Genomic DNA, 20,220 nt, shown 5'->3' with positions numbered 1-20,220 from the left:
GTGAAAAGGGAGGACTAGTATGAAGTCTTTAAAGAAGTTCTGGGCACTTTTCGAGGAAGTTTCGGCAGGAACATTTTTCTTCGCTGGAATCAGCCTTATATTTTACGGTGTTATTATGCGCTATGTATTCAATGAACCGAAGGCTTGGGTCGAAGAAGTCGTTCGGTATGTAATCATTTGGGGTGTGTTTTTAGGATTTGCAATTGCTTTACGACATAATCAACATATTCAAGTGGACATTGTTTACGATAAACTGAACAATCGTTGGAAAAAGGTTGTAGATTATTTTTCAACAATCGTAAGCATTTTATTTTGTGGTACGTATACTTATTTTGGACTTATTCTTGTTATAAATCGTTTTAGTTCGGGAATGGTCTCTCTTGATGTTGGGATTCCTATGTGGATTATTTACTTAATCCTTCCGATATCTGGATTCTTATTTTTAATCCGTTTTATAGAGCGCTTAGTGAATCTAGTACGAGGAAAGGATGTTGAATATGATAATCCTCTTACTTAGTATTTTCTTTTTGCTACTTATACTGAGAGTTCCAATTGCGATCAGTCTTGCAATGTCTACTATAATTATTCTTCTTACAACTGACTTCAATATGACTATGGTTCCCCAAAGGATGTTTACAGCACTTGACTCGTTTCCGATGATGGCAATCCCCGGATTTGTTCTTGCTGGTGTATTACTTGCACGCGGTGGAATTTCCAAGTATCTAATTGAAGCACTTAGAACTTGGGTTGGTCATTTATCTGGAGGATTAGCTGTAGTAGCTATCCTTGCATGTATGATTTTTGCTGCAATATCGGGTTCAAGTCCTGCTACAGCAGCTGCAATTGGTTCTATCATGATTCCTGCAATGGTTAAAGCAGGTTATGATAAGAAGTATTCTATGGGATTGATTGCTGCTGGTGGAACTTTAGGGATTCTTATTCCACCGAGTATTCCTTTAATCATTTATGGAATTACAGCCGAAGTTTCGATTGGTAAACTCTTCATGGCTGGAGTTATTCCAGGTGCACTTCTTGGTGGAGTTTTAGTTGTATCTGCAGTGTTCTATGCGAAAAGAAATGGTTACGGTAAAAATGAAAAGTCTACATGGAGCGAAAGAGGAAAAGCTTCTTTAAAAGCTATATGGGGCGCATTTTTACCATTCCTGATTCTAGGTAGTATATACAGTGGAGTTGTAACACCTACAGAATCAGCGGTAATCGCGGTGTTTTACGGAATTATTGTTTCTGCATTTATTTACCGTGAATTACATTGGAGAGATATTCGACCAATCATAACTGAGTCCATTAATATTACGGCAATGATCTTTTTAATTATCGGAGCTGCGAGCTTATTTGGTCTATATCTTACAAATGCACAAATTCCACAGCAGATTGGTGCTTGGATAGCGGAAAGTGATATGAATAAGTGGATATTTATTCTCATTGTTAATATTTTGTTCTTCTTTATGGGAATGTTCTTAGAAGCAGTATCTATTATTCTTATTACATTACCAATATTGCTTCCGATACTTGTCCATTTCGATATCAATTTACTTCACTTCGCAATCATTATGACAATCAATATGGAGCTGGGTATGATTACACCACCAGTTGGACTTAATTTGTTTGTCGTAAGTGGAATTGCCAAAGAAAAGCTTGGGGCTGTAGTAAGAGGGGTCATACCATTCATCTTCTTGATGATTCTGGTCCTAGTAATCGTTATTATCTTCCCACAACTTTCACTTTGGCTTCCAGAGCAAATGAAGTAATCATTTAGTTTGCTAAAAACCTTCCCTTTGTTTATAAAAGGGAAGGTATTTTATTGTTATTTTACTCTGCAATAACAGAATTTATTGTTTGTTAAAAAATTTCCTGAAGGGCAGTCCTTATATATAGGTTTCCAAGTAGCCCGTTGCTTTCCGCTCGGAACGGAAATCAGCGAGTAGCAAGAAAATTCTTAGTTCAGTATATATTAATTAAAAACTTTACCAACGGAATAATTTGTGCAACCCATAATCATTCAACTCATAAAGTACGTTACAAGCATTCCTAATATCAGGCCGACAACTAGTACTAATACATAAAATAAACGTCTCAATTCGCCATCCTTCCATATTTAATAGTGTAATTAGTTTATTCGATGGACAAAAAGTATAGTACCGAACAACGGAAAGTGGTATGTTTTGCTTGTTTCATTTTATTTATATCTACCATATAAACAAAAGAGGACTAGTAAATAATCTAATAATTAACTATACTACTCAAAGGCGTATGATTTCAGTGGATTTGAATGAATACATAAGAAACACGTTTTAGAAGTGAGGTTTTACTATGAGGAACAAAGATACATATCATGTCGACCATATTATTAATTCTGAAGAAGCACAGCAAAAGTTATACAAGCGAACGCTGATTGTTGTTGTCATGTCCCAAATATTTGGAGGAGCGGGACTAGCGGCTGGAGTAACTGTAGGTGCACTGATTGCCAGGGATATGCTAGGGCTGGATAGCTTTACAGGTGTTCCCTCCGCATTGTTTACTTTTGGTTCAGTACTTGCTGCATTTACGGTGGGAAGGATTTCTCAGCGCTTTGGGAGACGTTATGGCCTGTCGCTAGGGTTTATCACCGGAGGGATTGGGGCAATAGGTGTTATTGCAGCAACCACAATGGGCAATATACCCTTTTTATTGGTTTCGTTATTTGTGTATGGAGCCGGAACTGCCACGAATTTACAAGCACGCTACGCAGGTACGGATTTAGCGAATGATAACCAAAGAGCTAAGGCCATTAGTATCGCAATGGTTTCAACGACGGTTGGCGCCGTAGCTGGGCCAAACTTAGTAACACCTATGGGGAACTTTGCAATGACGCTTGGAATACCTGCGCTTGCGGGACCCTTCATATTGGCAGCTGCTGCTTATATTGTAGCGGGCCTAATCTTGTTTATTTACTTGAAGCCTGATCCATTTCTAATTGCAAAAGCAATTGCTGAAGAGCAAGAGAAGCGTGATGGATTAGAAGGAATTGATGATAGCAAAGTACTGAATAAAAAGGTCAACCGAATCGGAATAATTGTTGGTGCATTGGTATTAGTTCTGTCTCACTTTGTTATGGTTGCAGTGATGACGATGACACCAATTCATATGCAAAATCATGGTACGGGACTATCTGCGGTTGGAATGGTAATTGGACTCCATATCGCTGCTATGTATTTACCATCTCTTGGTACGGGTTATCTTGTTGATAAATTCGGACGTTCTGTTATGGTCGTTGTTTCGGGGATTACATTATCATTAGCGGGGCTAACGGCGGCGTTTGCACCTGGTGATTCTTTAGTTTGGCTGTCTACTGCGCTGATCTTATTGGGACTAGGGTGGAATTTCGGCTTAATAAGCGGAACAGCAATTATTGTAGATTCAACTAGTATGAAAACGCGCGCTAAAACTCAAGGGTCAGTGGATGTTTGGGTTGCAATTGCAGGAACAACTGGAAGTTTAATGTCCGGTATCATAGTAGCTTTCTCAAGTTACGCCATCCTCGGATTTTTGGGAATGTATCTATCTTTACTTATGATACCTTTAGTTATTTGGTCGCATTATAAACAAAAAAAGCAAACACTTGAAGGTTAAATATAGGTCATATCCTTCAATTCGATTTATATAGAACACGCTGTGTAACTTGGATTTTCCGTTGCTCAGCGTGTTTGTCTTTTCTTAATAAGTATTCTTTTGTGAAAAAAACTATAAATTATATTAAATAAAGAAAATCGAAAGGTGGTGATTGTCTTGTTCATACTTCGAAAAAGCTTATTGATTAAAATAATTAAAATGCTCTTTCCAATTATTCTTTTAGGTTTTGCAATTTTTGAAATACAGAATTCTATAAGTGCTGTCGATATTAATTTGCTTCAGCAAGAAATGAGTCAATTGCAATCTTGGAAGCTTTTACTCATTTTTTTAATTTCTTTCAGTGCAATCACACCTATGGTTTTTTATGATGTACTTTTGGTTAAAGTATTGAAAATCAAAATGAAAACGAAGCATTTAGTCCAAAATTCTTTGATTGTGAATACCTTCTCGAATTTTATTGGCTTCGGTGGTTTACTTGGAGTGTTTCTACGAAATTATTTTTATTCAAAATATAAGGTTGAGAAGGAAAGCATGTTTAAAGATATTGCCTCCGTAACATTCTTTTATTTAACAGGAATTTCTTTATTGGCTTGGATTGTACCTTTATTCTACTGGGATTTTTATTTGTTGAAGGAAACGAAATGGCTGTTCATCGCAGTTCTCTTACTAGGTCTATATTTTCCGGTATTCATTGGAATACGGAGCATTCGTAATCGAAAAGGGAACACATCCACATTAAGTAGGAAGATTTCTCTACAACTGATCGTAACTTCTTTAGTAGAGTGGATTTCGATTTTTTTATTAATATGGTCTATTACCCTTATATTAAATATACCGATTGCGCTAACAACATTAATTCCGATATTTTTAATAGCGGCATGCGCTGGAATCGCGAGTATGATTCCGGGAGGACTAGGCTCATTTGATTTGGTCTTTTTGTGGGGAACACAAAGCGCAGGAATTGCTGATGAAAAGGTTCTTTTCTTACTTATATTGTACCGGTTAAGTTATTTATTTCTACCATTTATTCTTTCGGCTTTGTTATTTGTAAAAGAATACTGGGAAAGATGGAACCGATCATGGGATGACTTACCTGATATCATCTTCCAAAAGGCTAGTCATATGCTGCTTACGATTTTGGTTTTTACGTCAGGCGTAGTTCTGCTTCTTTCGGCATCAATACCAGGAATTCTTAGCCGATTAAAAATTGCACAAGAATTTTTATCATTACCAATTATGAACGTCTCTCACCAATTAACTGTAGCGGCTGGATTTATTTTACTCGGCCTTTGTAGAGGAATTCAATATAAAGTGAAAAGAGCTTATGTACTGACAGTTATTGTTCTTAGTAGTGCAGCATTGTTTTCGCTTTTTAGAGGATTTAAATATGAAGAAGCAATCTTTTTACTAATTGTAACGGCATTAATAATAGCGGCAAAAAAACAATTTTATCGCGAGAGTTATGTTTTAACATGGGGGATTGCCATTTTCGACTTAGCAATCATACTAATTATTACAACAATGTACGTATTCATAGGATATATAAACTTACCGATATCTAAATTCCAAATACCAGCAGCTATTCGTGATTATATTATTACCGATTACTCGGATTTATTTTACAGTGCAATCATAGGACTCATTATTGCAATTATTATTTTGTATATTGGGTACATTTTTCATAAACCTAAAAAAATGATCACGTACTCCTCGTTAGATCAAGTAGAAAAGATAGAAAAGCATTTGTCCCTCTATCGCGGGACAGAGTTCTCACATCTGATCTTCCTACATGATAAAAATGTTTATTGGAATAAAGAAGGAACGGTTTTATTTACTTATCAATTTTATGCGGACAAAATTGTCGTTCTAGGTAATCCGGTTGGAAAAGAAACTCATTTTTCATCGGCTACCGAAGAGTTTTTAGACCTTGCAGATCGATTCGGTTTCACAATCATCTTTTATGAAATAAACAGCAATTTCTTTCCGAATTTACATGAGCATGGATTTGGCTTCTTTAAACTCGGAGAGGAAGCGTTCGTGAATTTGGAGAGTGCTGTAATAGAAGATTTCGGGAAAGGAAGGTATGAACAGGAAGGTTTTCTTCTTGAAGTTCTCGATCCACCGTTTTCATCAGAACTATTGAATGAGTTGGAAAGTATATCAACAAAATGGTTGCAGGGAAGAACAGAAAAGGGTTTTTCGTTAAGTTTCTTCGATAAAAACTATCTGAATAAATCCGAGATTGTAATCTTGAAAAAACAGAATGAAATCATTGGTTTCTCCAGTTTAATACCGATGTACGACCAAAGTGAACGGATTTCGATGGATTTAATGCGCTTCAAACCTGATGCAGACATTGAGTCATTGGATTACCTTTTGGTCTCGTTGTTTGAATGGGCGAAAAAAGAGAACTATCGCCACTTTAATATTGGGTTGTCTTCATTATCAAATGTTGGCCAATCAAAATATTCTTTTATAAGTGAAAAAATTGCAGGACAAATCTTTTCACACGGTCAATACTCATATGATTTAAAGGGCCTAAAAGACTTTCAAATCAAACATGCTGACTTTTGGGAGTCAAAATATGTAGCCTATCGAAAAAAGTCATCCTTAACGTTTACTATGATGCAGATTACGTTGCTGATAGGAAACAAAAAGAGGTAAGGACACAAAATAAAACGTGGATACGGGTGCAATTCAAAACTGCACTTGTATCCACGTATTGTTTTTCGACAAGGGTTTTTTAGATTTCCCATGCCGGCAACATTTTATTTAATTGTTTATCCTCACGGTAGCCCAATACATACTCGGCTTGCATTATTGTATGAATTTCACGAGTACCTTCATAAATGACAGGTGCTTTTGAATTTCGTAAATAACGTTCTACTGGGTATTCATCTGAAAATCCGTAAGCACCATGAATTTGAACGGCGTCATCTGCTGCTTTGTTTGCATAATCACATGCCTGCCATTTCGCAAGGGAAGTTTCACGAGTGTTGCGTTTTCCTAAGTTCTTTAATTCGCCTGCACGATAAACGAGAAGACGACTCATTTCAAAACCAGCTTCCATATTGGCAATCATTTGTTGAACAAGTTGATGTTTACCGATGGGTTTGCCAAAAGTTTCTCTTTCGTGACAATACTTTACGCTTGCTTCAATACAAGCCATGATTTGTCCAACCGCTCCTGCAGCAACTGTAAACCTCCCGTTATCTAGTGCGGCCATTGCGATTTTAAAACCTTCTCCTTCTTCGCCAAGTAAATTTCCAACAGGAACTTTTACATTTTCAAAAAACAATTCTCCGGTATTTCCAGCACGAATTCCAAGTTTACCTTTAATTGCTTTTGAGGAAAACCCCTCCCAATCACGTTCTACAATAAATGCAGATATGCCCTTATGTTTTTTTGATTTCTCATCGGTATATGCAAAAACAAGAAAGTTATCTGCTTGGTCACATAAAGAAATCCAGGTTTTCTGACCGTTCAAAATATAGTGTTCACCATCTTTAACCGCCGTCGTTTGCATGGCTGCTACATCCGATCCCGCCGCGGGTTCAGTAAGACCGAAAGCTCCTATTTTTTCACCTTTTGCTTGTGGGACTAAGTATTTTTGCTTCTGCTCTTCAGAACCCCATTGAAGGAGTGTCATACTATTTAAACCTGTATGCACAGATACCGCTGTGCGGAAAGCGGTATCTCCACGCTCTAATTCTTCACAAACAATGGCCAATGAATTATAATCCATTCCACTTCCACCATATTTTTCAGGAATGCAAACCCCCATTAATCCTAGAGCAGAAAGTTTCGGTAAAATAGCAGGGTCGTATTTACCTTCACGATCCCAGTCTCCGATATAAGGCATGATTTCTTTATCAACAAATCCTCTAACAGTACTACGTAACATATTTTGCTCTTCCGAAAATGAAAAATTCATATAAATTCTCTCCCTTAGTCTTTTTGTTTTAGTAAAGCACTCAAGATTTCTTCATTATGTTCACCTGGATTAGGTGGATGGTATTTCATTTGAACGGGCGTGCGTGATAATTTTAGTGGACTTCCAATCATTTTAATTATTCCGGCAGTGGGGTGTTCGTGCGTAATAAACATATTTCGCGCTTTCAATTGGGGGTCATTTACAACCTCTTCTAAATTCTGTACCGGACCGCACGGTATATTATTATTTTTACATAGATCCTGCCAATGTAATTTTGAATGTGTTAGAAATATAGTTTGTATTATAGAAATTAGTTCAGCCCTATTTTTCACACGGTCTGAATTTTTTCGAAAGCGGATATCCTCTGCAAGTTCTTCCTTTTGGATTACTTTACAGAAAGATTTAAATTGATTGTCATTACCAACTGCAATGACAATTTCACCATCAAGTGTTTTAAATGTCTGATAGGGGACTATATTGGCGTGAATATTCCCTAATGCTGTAGGTACTTTTTCTGCCATTAAGTAATTACTACCAATATTAACAAGTGAACTAACTGCGGTGTCGTATAGAGATATATCTATTTTTTGTCCCAAACCCGACTTCGCCCGTTCAATTAAAGCAGCTTGAATACCAATACAGGAATAGAGTCCCGTTAGGACGTCAACAATTGCAACGCCCGATTTTTGAGGTCCTGATTCTTCAGTTCCTGTAATGCTCATTAGGCCACTCATTGCCTGAATAACGAAGTCATAACCAGGCATATTCCGGCTTGGTCCTGTTTCGCCAAACCCGGTAATCGTACAGTAAATCAAACGTGGATTGAGTTCGGCTAATGATTCATAGCCTAATCCAAAACGTTCCATAGTGCCTGTTTTAAAATTGCTGATGATGATATCACTTTCGCTGACAAGTGCTTTAATGATTTCAATTCCTTCAATAGACTTTAAATCAACAGTAATTGCTTTTTTATTACGATTCGCACTTAAATAATAAGCGCTTACATCCTCTTTGAAAGGTGGGCCCCATTCCCGAGTTTCATCACTACCACCCGGGGCTTCGACTTTGATAACTTCCGCTCCTAAATCACCTAAAATCATAGTGCAATAAGGACCTGCAAGAACACGAGATAAATCAAGAACCTTAATATTCTCCAATGCACCGACCATGATCTCATTCCTTTCTAAGTCCAATTTAAAAAGCCAATTCAAATAGACTACAGAATATCTGTATGTCGATTTAAACTGGCTTTTTATCTGTGAGTAAAAAATCAAATAAATGATTTTTTGCAGACTAGGCAGTGTTGGCTTCTTACGTTTAGGTCTTCAAATTGTGTGTTGATCATGTGCAATGAACGTGTGAACGTTTCAACATGATTCGTTATCTATAATACTAGTACACGAAGTTAAATTTGTAAAGAGTGAATTTAGATTACTTGAACTATTCGATAAACAATCACTTCGATGTATTATGCGATTGGTATTGTTTATATAAATCCTTCAAAGCAGAAATTAATGCATTTCCGGCTTTCCCCAAATAGTGCTCTTCAATATCTTTTATTGGTTTTTCGATTCCGTCTTGCAAGCTATGTCCTTTGAGTAAATCATGGACAAAGTCTTGCCCGTGTTGCGTTGCTAACGTACAACTTGCAGTAACAATCACGCCGTACTTTTTATCTAATTCTGCTGTAATAGTAAGTGTTTCATATAAGTTTTTTGCCGCCATGCCAGATGGAAGTCGAGCATGGCCCGCTACGAAAATCGTATTCATATAGCTGCATCTCCCTGAACTTAATAGTATTTTCACACAGTTCTTACTTCTTATGTTATTGATAATAATACCTTTTAGGTACTATACAGTCAATTTAAGCTAATTAATCCAACCAACGCCGAAGATATTCCAAACACACATATAGATTTAATGTTGATAAATTTAAAATTGATGTCCCTCTGTTGTCTAAAGTAAAAGCAATCGTATAATAGAAATGTTGCATAACTATTATATTCTGATACAAAAAAACGGAAAAACTAAGATTGTTTTTCCGTTTCTTCTTCTTTATTTCGCTTCGATTTTTAAATAATCATAGGTCATTGATTTTAAACTCTCTTCATCTATTTCAATTCCCAATCCAGGTTTATCAGATAAATGAACGTAAGGAATTTCATAGTTCAGCTTTGCGACATCTTTACTGAACATTAACGGTCCTACAAGTTCATTACTTTGGATTGTCTTTTTAGCTAGTGATAAATGGAGTCCTGCTGCGGAAGCAATGGATGATTCCACCATTGATCCTACTTGACATGTAAGACCGGCAAGTTCAGCTTGGTGAACTAAGTGCGTGGCAGGGTATAGTCCGCCGCATTTCATGAGTTTAATATTAATAAGGTCTACAGCACGTTTAACAATGATTTCATGCATTTCTTTATTGCCATGAAGACCTTCATCAATCATGACAGGAATATTTGTTTTTTGTTTTATTTCTTTAAGTCCATCAATGTCACTAGCAACTGTTGGCTGTTCAATCCAGTCAATTTTGCAATCGATTACGTTTTCGAGCACGTACATAGATTCAGAGCTTGTTTTCCAGCCTTGATTGGCATCGACTTTTATCGGGACAGATGGACCGACTGCCTCGCGAACTGCACGAATTCTAAGAATATCCAAATTTTTGTCGGTTCCCACTTTTAATTTAAATGATTTGTATCCTTCACTCATTGCAAGCTTAGCTTCATTAGCCATGACTTCTGGATCGAGTATGCTAATCACTTTTGGAACTTCCAACGAATCATGAGAACGACCACCTAGTAAGTTGTAGATAGGTTGATTTGTCGCTTTTCCCATTAAGTCATAACAAGCGATATCAATAGCTGCTTTTGCGGTAGTCGCTCCAAAAATAATTTGATTCATTTTAGTATGGATGTTCTCGATATTAAAGGGGTTCTCTCCGATTAAAGCGGGACCAATTGTTTTACTAAGAATTGTAAATGTGCTTTCCCATGTTTCTCCGGTAACGTGTTCGTCAGGAGTTCCTTCTCCGTAACCAACAAGTCCAGTATCCGTTTCAACTTTAACTATAATTGAGGGCATATCCACATACGTATGATAACTAATTATAAATGGTTTTATTAACGGCAACCTGACCGCGAAAAGTTCGATAGAAATAATTTTCATTTAGGATTCTCCTTTTAAAAAATTGATTAGACTGTTGCTAAATAGTTCTACACCTACTGAAAGCATATCCTCATCGATATCGAATTTAGGGTGATGGTGTCCATAAGGACGGTCTGGGTTGCCAATTCCGATAAATAAATAGCAGGCGGGAATTTCAACTGAGTAATAAGCGAAATCCTCACTACCCAATATGGGTTCGATTTGGATAACTTTTTCTTCACCGACTAATTGGATAGCTTCTTTATTCATAAATACTGTTAACTCTTGATCATTTATGAGTGGGGGATCGCCATGTTCATAATTCAACTCGTACTTCGCACCGAATGATTCGCATACTCCTTTTAGAATGCTTTCAATTCGCTGCCTAATAAATTTAGATGTCGCTTGGCTGAAAAACCGTACAGTACCAGAAGCCTCGGCTGTGTCTGGAATGATATTATAATTCGTGCCAGAGTTTAATTTACCAATACTCAGTACAGCTTGTTCTTGTGGACTGAGACTTCTGCTGACAATTGAATGCAACTGGGTGATGACATGAGAAATGACGAGCGTCGGATCAATCGTTTGATCGGGCATTGAACCGTGTCCGCCTTTCCCGAGTATTTTAAATGTAAAACGGTCTGCTCCGGCCATTGTTGCCCCGTCTCGCATGCCAATAACACCAGATTCTAATGGTTGCCATAGGTGATAGCCAAAAATAGCGTCGACGCCTTCTAACAGATTGGCAGATACAAGCTCAGTCGCTCCACCTGGGATTTCTTCCTCCGCATGTTGGAAAATCAATACTATTGTTCCGTGAATTGCGTCCCGATTATTTGATAAGTAATTTGCCGTTCCGAGTAAAATGGCCATATGCCCATCATGTCCGCAAGCATGCATGACTCCTTCGTTTTTAGAAACAAACGGTAAACCCGTTTCTTCAAAGATTGGTAACGCATCTAAATCTGCGCGAATTCCGATTGTTTTTCCTGCATGTGTTCCTTTAATACGACCAATAACGTCTTTACCTGTTAATGAGTACGTTTCAATATTTAATTTCTCAAGTTGTTCTTTTATATAAATTCTTGTTTCTGTTTCTTTATAAGACACCTCTGGATGTTGATGAAGATATCTACGTTGTTCAATAACCCATTTAGTTAGTTCATCATTCATCTTCATTAGAATTCCACCTCGTATTATAGTTTTATTAAGAGTAACCAATCAAATGAGCAACGGTTACGAAGAGAGCACCTAAAGTATAATGAATTAGGATTAAAGGAAGGATCCACTTGACCCATTTTATCCAAGGAATTTTAGCTAAAGCGAGACCTGCCATGAAATAGCCAGATGTAGGTGAAAATATATTGGAAATTCCATCACCGAACTGAAATGCGAGGACTGCTGTTTGTCTTGTAACACCTACTAAATCAGCAAGCGGAGCCATAATAGGCATCGTTAATGCAGCTTGTCCACTTCCTGATGGAACAATGAAGTTCAGCATACATTGGACGATATACATTCCGACTGCTGCAAGTCCGCCAGGCATTGTATCAATACTAGATGCGAGTCCGTGAAGAATTGTATCCATAATCAAACCGTCTTGAAGAACGACCAAGATGGCATTTGCAATCCCGACGACCAAAGCCCCCATTACAAGAACCCGACACCCTTCAATAAAGGACTCCGCAATTTCACTGAAATTCATTTTTGCAAGGAGACCCATAATAATACCCATTATTAAAAATAGGCCGGAAATTTCGGATAAATACCAGTCTAATTTAATGACACCAAATGCAAGAGTCACTAATGTGGCAATTAATACAAGGAAAATAAGTTTATGTCCAGTAGTCATACTCTTCATTTCTGAAGGTACAACGATTTCCTGGTCAGGACTTCCATATAACGAACTTTTCGTCGGATCAGCTTTAACTTTTTTAGCATAGCGCATGACGTACCAAATGCTTATAGAGAGAAAAATAGCCCATACTATTATTCGAAATAACAAACCTGAGAATAAGGGTACCTCGGCAATACCTTGGGCGACACCGACTGTAAACGGATTCATAAATGCGGCTGTAAATCCAGCAGAAGTTCCAAGAAGGACAATAGCAGCACCGACCATAGAGTCATAGCCAATTAACACCATTAATGGTACTAGAATAGTAATATATGGAATCGTTTCTTCTGCAAGTCCCAACATTGCACCGGATAAAGCAAAGAAGGTCATAAGTATGGGGATTAGCCAGTATTCTCTTCCTTTCATTTTTGTAGAAATGCTTCCAACCGCACCTGTGATGGCACCCGTGGTTTGGAGAATACCAAAAGCTCCACCAACTATGAATATGTAAAAGATAATACCGGCAGAATTAGTCATTCCCTTATGAAGGGATTGGAAAATCTGCATAAAACCTGATGGTGAAGAATCTACAACTTGATACGTTCCGTCAACAACGATTGTACGACCATCATCGTTTACAATTCGATCGTATTCACCAGCTGGAACGATATAGGTTGCAATTGTTGCAAGAATTATGACCATAAATAAGATGACATAAACATGTGGAATTCCAAACTTCCATTTTCTTTCTTTTAAATTTGAAACCGTTTTCTTGTCGCCCATAAATAATATTCCCCCTCAATTCCTAAAGTCGGTAACTAGTCGCTAATTAACAAATGAGTAGTCGGTAACTAGACGCTAATTAGTATTACTTTAGCTGAAGATAAATGATTAGTCAATGGAATTTCGACAATTCGGAATGGTGATTCAAATTAATGTTTTCGGGAAGGCTTAAACAATAAACCGAGCGTGGCCTTCCGTGTTGAAAGGGCTGCTCTTCTCCGATGATTTCTAGGTAGCCACAATCTGAAAACTTTTTCAACATTCTCTCGGCACTTCTCTTTGTTATTTCGAAGTAGCTAACAATATCACTTGAAGTGAAACGATTGATAGGTCTAGAATTAGTGAATTGAATCATCTTGTTTAAGTTTGTAACACTAATACCAATTTCTTTTGCCAACTGGATAAAATTCTCATCTTGACTAAATAAAATGAAGTGCTTTGGTTTGTTATCACCGGATTCCATTACAATTTTGTCTTTTGTAACTGTATGAACGGAAAGTAAAGATTTATTTTTTTTCGAGTCGGAATAACTAAGGGCGATTTTTGCGTTACTTTCAGCTTCTATAATGGTCATTCCAAACCCAAACCCAATCGAAATTTCAATATTCTTTTGATGTGCATAGATTTTAATATCGTTGAGAAACTCAAGGTTTGTTAGCAAATATTCAATTCCACCCTTTGTTCCATAGAGTGCATAGCTTTTATCTTCTAGCTTTTGGACAGTACAGCTGATAATCTTTGAAAGTGATTTTAACTTTTCATCTAGAAAGTCATGTGATTCCAAAGGGATTTTCGAAACATTTATTGTAGATAAAGATACAAAGCCAGCTGCAACTTGTGAATGCTCCGTTTGCTGCAGGATGGCTAAATTTTTTGCTTCCAATAAAGCATCGATGATATTTTTTTCGGGATCAATCATCCTCATGCATGGAATGTTTAACTGTAAAAGTTCATCATGGAGTGCATGAATGGAAGTTACGACAAAATCAATTTTTTTTGTATTCCATAACACAATATGTGTATTTAGGACTTCTGAAAACGGAAACGGTCTAGTGAATTCATTGCTAATCCATGGATACTCGAATACAAATACAGGTTTTGGCTGAATGTCCAAACTAGATATAACGACATCTAGACTTGCTCGATTTGGGATGTCAAAGGAAATTCGATCTAGCTCGGCGACTTTTTTATTTTTAATGTCTAAAAGTGTCATGGCTATATTCAATTCAGTATCTGCTATAAATGTAAACGGTTTATCAAGAACACCTAGGTTCTTTTTAGTTATGTAATAAGGTAGAATACCGGAAAATAAATAAACATCGAAAGAGTGCGCTTCAGAAATGAGAGTCCCTATTTCTTCCGGAGATTGATATACAAATGGCGTGACTTTAATATCAGGAACGAAGGAAACATAATTAAGAACACGTTTTGCGAGACTTGCGGAACCAAAAAAAGCGATTTTTGTAATCATTACATGACCTCCAAGAATATAAATGGTTAATTACTAGACAAAAGTTCTACGATTGATTATTCAAATCATAACACTTTATTATAATCATACATCAATTTGTTAATCTTCCGCGAATACTTGATGACATATGTGATCGAGGAAGTACAAAAAGGGGACTGTCCCGGATAGTCAGTGAAAACTGACTTACTGGGACAGCCCTATTTTTTAATTGGTATAGGCTATTGAAGGACACTAGATTTGTAGGAAGTTCTTTATAGACTCGGCTTTCAGTTAGGTTGAAAGTCACGACTTACAAGCAAATCGCGTGGAGTGCAAGCAAACGCGTTTTCACCCTTATTGATTCAAATATGCCCATGCATATTGTGCGTACAGTTCTGCGCCAGTTACAAGTGCATCTTCATCAATGTCGAAGTTGCCATGATGGTGTGACCATTCTGTATCCTTTTTAGGGTTACCGCTGCCTACAAGTGCAAAACTTCCAGGTGCTTTTTCTAGAAAGAATGAGAAATCCTCGGCACCCATTGTCGGCTTTTCATCAAATACGGTATTTGGACCGAATGCTTCAGTTGCAACTTGCTGAACCAATTGGGCACTTTCCTCATCGTTTATCACAGGTTGTGTTCCCCGAATGTACTCTACTTTTGCCGTGGCGCCGTAAATGGAGGCAACATTGTTTGCATAAATTGTGATGTTTTTTTCAATATGATCTCTTGTTTCTTGATTAAACGTTCGGACAGTTCCTTCAATTAAAGCATTTTCTGCAATAATATTAAACCGTGTCCCTACGTCCATTTTTCCGATTGTAAGAACTGCTGCATTTTGTGGATCAATTGTACGTGAAACGATCGATTGAACATTCATGACAAAAGAAGAAGCAACTACTGCTGCATCAATACAATCTTGAGGAATGGCACCGTGTCCACCTTTACCAGTAAAATGAACTTTAAAAATATCCGCTGCGGCAAATGAAGGTCCTGGTGAACAAGCCACTTTGTTGGTTGGAATTTGCGACCAAATGTGTATGCCAAATACATTATCGACACCTTTCATAGCGCCTTGTTCCACCATAGCTTTCGCGCCTTGCGCAATTTCTTCTGCTGGTTGAAAAAGGAGTCGAACATTTCCTGGAAGTTCCTCTTTAATTTCGGAAAGAGCTTTTGCGGCCATTAAAAGCATAGATGTATGTGCATCATGACCGCATGCATGCATTTTTCCTGGTACTTTTGAAGCGTAAGGTACGTGTGTGTTCAGCTGTTCTACAGATAGAGCATCCATATCCCCACGCAAAGCGACCGTTTTTCCGCTTCTTCCGCCTTGAATCTCGGCGATGACTCCGGTTGGCTTGGTTTTTCGATAGGAAATACCCAGCTCGTCAAGATAGTTGCAGACGAAAGTTGTTGTATTCACTTCTTCAAACGACAATTCTGGTTCACTATGAAGTTTACGACGAAGTGCTATCAATTCTTCACGATTCATTACAATTAGTTCTTTCATCTTCTGATTAATCATATTTTATCCTCCGTTAACTGTTTAGCGGCTTCATAGATAATCGTTGCGCCGTCTGCGAGATGACTTGAATCGGACCATTCCTCCGGGCAATGACTGAGTCCATCCTTGCTTGGAATAAATACCATTCCACAAGCCGTAAAATCTGAAAACACCATAGCATCATGACCGGCTCCGCTGTTCATAGTACAATAGGGGATTTCCAATGTCTCACTTGATGCTTTTAATAATGAACGAATCTCTTCGTCCAACTCTTTAGGCTCTATATAGAGCATCTGTTCACAAGAAGAATGGATGCCACCGAGACTTTGTGAGTCCACTAATTCTTTAACTTTCTGAACGGCATTCAACACATGTACTTCTTTTCCTGAGCGGATATCGACTGTAAAGACGACTTTATCAGGGATGACATTTGCTCCGTTTGGATAGACATTCAGTCTGCCTGTAGTAATGACTGTACCTGCACCTTCATCTTTTGCGAGTTGTGGGAAAGCAGCAATAATTTGCGCAGCCGACACAAGTGCATCCGAGCGCCGATCCATTGGCGTCGTTCCCGCATGACCTGCTTGTCCTTGAACCGTCACTTCTAGTTGGGTCAGCCCAACAATTGCCTCGACTACACCGATTTGAAATCCTGTTTCTTCAAGAATTGGGCCTTGTTCAATGTGAAGTTCTAGAAATGCTTTAATCGTTTTTGGATCACGTTTCTTGATATTTTCTGGATCCAATCCAATTTTCTGCATAGCGTCGACGGCCAATTCACCATCTTTGTCCGCCAATTTGTTGAAATCCTCCATAGATAGTAAGCCCATCATCCCTCTAGATCCCATTAAACCACCACCGAACCGAGAACCTTCCTCTTCCACAAGTGCGATGATTTCAAGTGGATAATCAGGTTTAATATTATTTTCTTTAAATAAAGCGGCAACTTCTAACCCAACAATTACGCCCGCTGCACCATCATAGGCACCGCCATTAGGAACCGAATCAAAATGGGAGCCTACAATCACAGATGGTGCATCTGGAATCGTTCCATCAAGCTTCCCAAAAATATTTCCGAAACCATCCTCAGTAACGACAAGATTATATTCTACCATTTTTTCTTTAATGTATATTCTTGCATGTAAATCTTCCATTGTATATGTAAGTCTTGTCACTCCAACACCGGGTGTGGAGGTGAACTGACTTAATAACTCAATATGCTGTTCAATTCGTTGTACATTTGCCTTCATTAAAAATTCCTCCTAATTTACAGAAGTCCTACGAAGAAGCCCGCAAGTATTACTGACACAATAGTGACACTTATAAATCCACCCACAAGCATTGGTGGAAGCATATGGTCATTCAGTGCTTGTCTTTCATTTTCATCATCGGTCAAAGAATTAATGACTTCATTTGTAATAATGTAATCAGCTGGGAAGCCGTATAAAGCAGTTAAGGAGACGGCAAAAGCCATTTCTTTACTAACTTTAAGCACTTTTCCAATAAAAAACGAGAAGATATACATACCGATTACACCTAAAACGATACAGCCAACAAGGGGATACAAAATTTCCATCATCATAGATGGAGTAGCATTCTTCAAACCATCAAAAATGAATAACATCAGGGCCATCATCGCAAGTCCAAAGCCATTTGCTTTTTGCAATATTTGTCGTTCCAAGAAACCTACACTCGTTCCAATAATTCCGAACAATAGACAAAGTACATAAGGGCTTACCGTCACAAATGGTGCAAGTAACGTGGAAACAAGGTAGGCAAGATAAGCGACAAAAGCAAGTCTGAAAAACTTGAAATAATCGGTATTGTATTTTTGGGGTAACTTTTTAAATAATTTAAGCTCAGCTTGTTCGGTTGTTATTGATGGGTCTACTTTTTTACTCTTATCCTCAAGTGTACCGTTTCTATATTTAGAAAGAAGCATTTCACCTTCTTTTTTAAGTACGATAGACGTCAGTGGATAACCTGCAAAGCCTTGCATAACGTAAATGACAATGGCAAAAACAGATAATGTAACAAGACCCGCATTCGCAGCACCTTCAGACATGATTAATGCTGAAACGACACCGCCAACAAGAGGTGGAATCGCAACGATGATTGTTTCAATACCGAACAGGAATGTACCAATTGAAAATAGAATTACGATAATACCTAAGATACCAGAAATTGAAATTAAAATTGTTTTCCACTGCTCTTTCAATTGTTGAATCGATAATAATGTACCCATATTTGTTATAAGTAAGTATATCATCATGACCGCGACGGCAGGCGGTACTCCAGCAAGTGCAACGATATCTTGTGGGAAAAATGTCCAATATCCAAGTAAGAATAGAATCGCACAGACGAAAACAGATGGGATCCATGCTTTTGTTCGGACAGAAACTAAATCTCCAATAAATAAAATTGCAATCAATATAACTAGCGCAAGCATTTGAGACAATGTTTTCTCTCCATTCTGAAAAAAAGATTTTATTCAAGATAACATACTATATTGTGAAATAGTAGTGTAAGTTTTAACTAAGTGAAGTTATTTGAGTATAAGGCAACCGATACTACGGTATGTTGAATTGACTCGTCTAATGTAGTATTGATGGTTTTGAAAAGTTGATTTTTATTAAGATAAATGAATGACTAAAAAATAGAGGAAGTACAATAAATAGATTGTTTTTTAAAAAAGGTGCTATACTATTAAAAAAACGGGTTTTTATTTCAATTAATTATTATTTTAATTTAGAAAGATTGAGGAATATTATTATGGAAAATCAAAAAGGCGTATTGTCAATACTATTAATGAATTTATTTATCGCCTTTTTAGGCATTGGTCTAGTAATTCCAGTACTTCCTACAATAATGAATGAGCTGAATATTAGCGGAACAGTTGTGGGATATATGGTGGCAGCATTTGCGATTACACAGCTGATCTTTTCACCGATTGCTGGTCAATGGGTAGATAAATATGGACGTAAAATCATGATTGTTGTGGGATTATTTATATTCGGTTTTTCGGAGTTTTTATTTGGATATGGAAAGTCGGTTGAGGTGCTGTTCATCTCCCGAATGCTTGGAGGTGTGGGCGCTGCATTTATAATGCCTGCAGTGACAGCATTTATTGCAGATATTACAACAACTACAAACCGTTCCAAAGCACTTGGTTATATGTCAGCTGCAATTAGTACAGGGTTTATAATCGGTCCTGGAATTGGCGGTTTTTTAGCTGAAATTGGTACTCGGGTTCCTTTTTACTCAGCAGGTGTTCTTGGCGTTCTTGCTGGTATCCTTTCGTTGGTTCTATTAAAAGAGCCCGAGCGAGGAGAACAAGAAGTTCCAGTTTTTGGACAAAAGACGGGATTACGTCGTATTTTCATTCCGAAATACCTCATAGCGTTTGTTATCATATTTGTTTTATCCTTTGGACTTGCGGCATTTGAATCGTTATTTAGTTTATTTGTTGACCATAAGTTTGGATTCACGCCAAAAGACATTGCAATTGTAATAACAGGTAGTGGAATAGTTGGGGCGGTTGCACAGATATTATTGTTTGATCGATTAACAAAATACATGGGTGAAATCAATCTAATTCGACTCAGCTTAGGTATTTCGACCATTCTTGTTTTGCTGATGACGTTTGTTAGTTCCTATTTCTCTATACTTCTAACGACATTTGTATTGTTTGTTGGTTTCGATTTAATACGTCCAGCCGTTACATCTTATCTATCAAAAATTGCAGGTAACGAGCAAGGTTTCGTTGGCGGTATGAACTCAACATTTACAAGTTTAGGGAATATTTTCGGTCCAATTATTGGTGGAGTGTTATTCGACATTAACTTGAATTATCCGTATTATTTTGCGGCTATCGTATTACTCATAGGCACAATTATTGCCTTGTTTTGGAAGAAACCCAAAAATATC

Annotated in this window: 15 protein-coding genes; 5 read left to right on the top strand and 10 right to left on the bottom strand. The window is 37.5% G+C overall.

Translation table 11 applies throughout. The features are described 5' to 3' along the window. Positions 1–19: 19 nt before the first annotated feature. The 4 genes from ACFSFY_RS13830 (at position 20) to mprF (ending at position 6,294) form a co-directional block, all read left to right on the top strand. Entirely contained in the window at positions 20–517 is a 498-nt protein-coding gene (locus ACFSFY_RS13830) for a TRAP transporter small permease (RefSeq protein ID WP_381538960.1), read from the top strand. Beyond that, positions 498–1,769: a TRAP transporter large permease gene (locus ACFSFY_RS13825; RefSeq protein WP_381539086.1), complete on the top strand. Its 1,272-nt coding sequence runs from the start codon at positions 498–500 to the stop codon at positions 1,767–1,769. Before ACFSFY_RS13830 ends, ACFSFY_RS13825 begins: the two co-directional genes overlap by 20 nt. A gap of 562 nt (positions 1,770–2,331) precedes the next feature. Further along, positions 2,332–3,630 carry an MFS transporter gene (locus tag ACFSFY_RS13820; RefSeq protein ID WP_381538958.1) on the top strand — a complete coding sequence of 433 codons (1,299 nt, stop codon included), beginning with the start codon at positions 2,332–2,334 and terminating at the stop codon, positions 3,628–3,630. A gap of 147 nt (positions 3,631–3,777) precedes the next feature. Next, positions 3,778–6,294, top strand: a complete 2,517-nt coding sequence (gene mprF, locus ACFSFY_RS13815) for a bifunctional lysylphosphatidylglycerol flippase/synthetase MprF (protein ID WP_381539084.1) — start codon at positions 3,778–3,780, stop codon at positions 6,292–6,294. Positions 6,295–6,373: 79 nt separating this feature from the next. Here the strand turns inward: mprF and ACFSFY_RS13810 are convergent, their stop codons facing one another. From ACFSFY_RS13810 to ACFSFY_RS13765, 10 genes are all read right to left on the bottom strand, one after another. Beyond that, complete coding sequence (locus ACFSFY_RS13810) at positions 6,374–7,564, bottom strand: acyl-CoA dehydrogenase family protein (protein WP_381538956.1); 1,191 nt, start codon at positions 7,562–7,564, stop codon at positions 6,374–6,376. A 14-nt stretch (positions 7,565–7,578) separates the two neighbouring features. Continuing rightward, positions 7,579–8,733: a CaiB/BaiF CoA transferase family protein gene (locus tag ACFSFY_RS13805; RefSeq protein WP_381538954.1), complete on the bottom strand. Its 1,155-nt coding sequence runs from the start codon at positions 8,731–8,733 to the stop codon at positions 7,579–7,581. Positions 8,734–9,019: 286 nt separating this feature from the next. After that, complete coding sequence (locus tag ACFSFY_RS13800) at positions 9,020–9,334, bottom strand: DUF3870 domain-containing protein (RefSeq protein ID WP_381538953.1); 315 nt, start codon at positions 9,332–9,334, stop codon at positions 9,020–9,022. 285 nt (positions 9,335–9,619) lie between these two features. Beyond that, a complete protein-coding gene (locus ACFSFY_RS13795; RefSeq protein WP_381538952.1) occupies positions 9,620–10,735 on the bottom strand; it encodes a mandelate racemase/muconate lactonizing enzyme family protein in 1,116 nt (371 codons plus the stop codon). Next, positions 10,736–11,893 (bottom strand): M20 metallopeptidase family protein, encoded by a 1,158-nt coding sequence (locus ACFSFY_RS13790; RefSeq protein ID WP_381538950.1) that lies wholly within the window; start codon positions 11,891–11,893, stop codon positions 10,736–10,738. A 28-nt stretch (positions 11,894–11,921) separates the two neighbouring features. Further along, positions 11,922–13,334 carry a YfcC family protein gene (locus ACFSFY_RS13785; RefSeq protein WP_381538948.1) on the bottom strand — a complete coding sequence of 471 codons (1,413 nt, stop codon included), beginning with the start codon at positions 13,332–13,334 and terminating at the stop codon, positions 11,922–11,924. A 112-nt stretch (positions 13,335–13,446) separates the two neighbouring features. Then, on the bottom strand, positions 13,447–14,805 hold the full coding sequence (locus ACFSFY_RS13780) for a hypothetical protein (RefSeq protein WP_381538946.1): 1,359 nt from the start codon (positions 14,803–14,805) through the stop codon (positions 13,447–13,449). 333 nt (positions 14,806–15,138) lie between these two features. After that, a complete protein-coding gene (locus ACFSFY_RS13775) occupies positions 15,139–16,314 on the bottom strand; it encodes a M20 metallopeptidase family protein (protein ID WP_381538945.1) in 1,176 nt (391 codons plus the stop codon). Then, entirely contained in the window at positions 16,311–17,543 is a 1,233-nt protein-coding gene (locus ACFSFY_RS13770; protein ID WP_381538944.1) for a Zn-dependent hydrolase, read from the bottom strand. The genes ACFSFY_RS13775 and ACFSFY_RS13770 overlap by 4 nt, the downstream gene beginning before the upstream one ends. Before the next feature lie 17 nt (positions 17,544–17,560). Continuing rightward, positions 17,561–18,751: a hypothetical protein gene (locus tag ACFSFY_RS13765; RefSeq protein ID WP_381538943.1), complete on the bottom strand. Its 1,191-nt coding sequence runs from the start codon at positions 18,749–18,751 to the stop codon at positions 17,561–17,563. Between the two features lie 314 nt (positions 18,752–19,065). Here ACFSFY_RS13765 and norA point away from each other — a divergent pair. Continuing rightward, the coding region (gene norA, locus ACFSFY_RS13760; RefSeq protein ID WP_381538942.1) for a multidrug efflux MFS transporter NorA at positions 19,066–20,220 on the top strand (1,155 nt) is incomplete at its 3' end.

The sequence above is a fragment of the Sporosarcina siberiensis genome (assembly GCF_042681925.1).
Classification (GTDB): Bacteria; Bacillota; Bacilli; order Bacillales_A; family Planococcaceae; genus Sporosarcina; species Sporosarcina siberiensis.
Note: the sequence above shows the minus strand (reverse complement) of the source record. Positions and strands in the feature narration are given on the sequence as shown.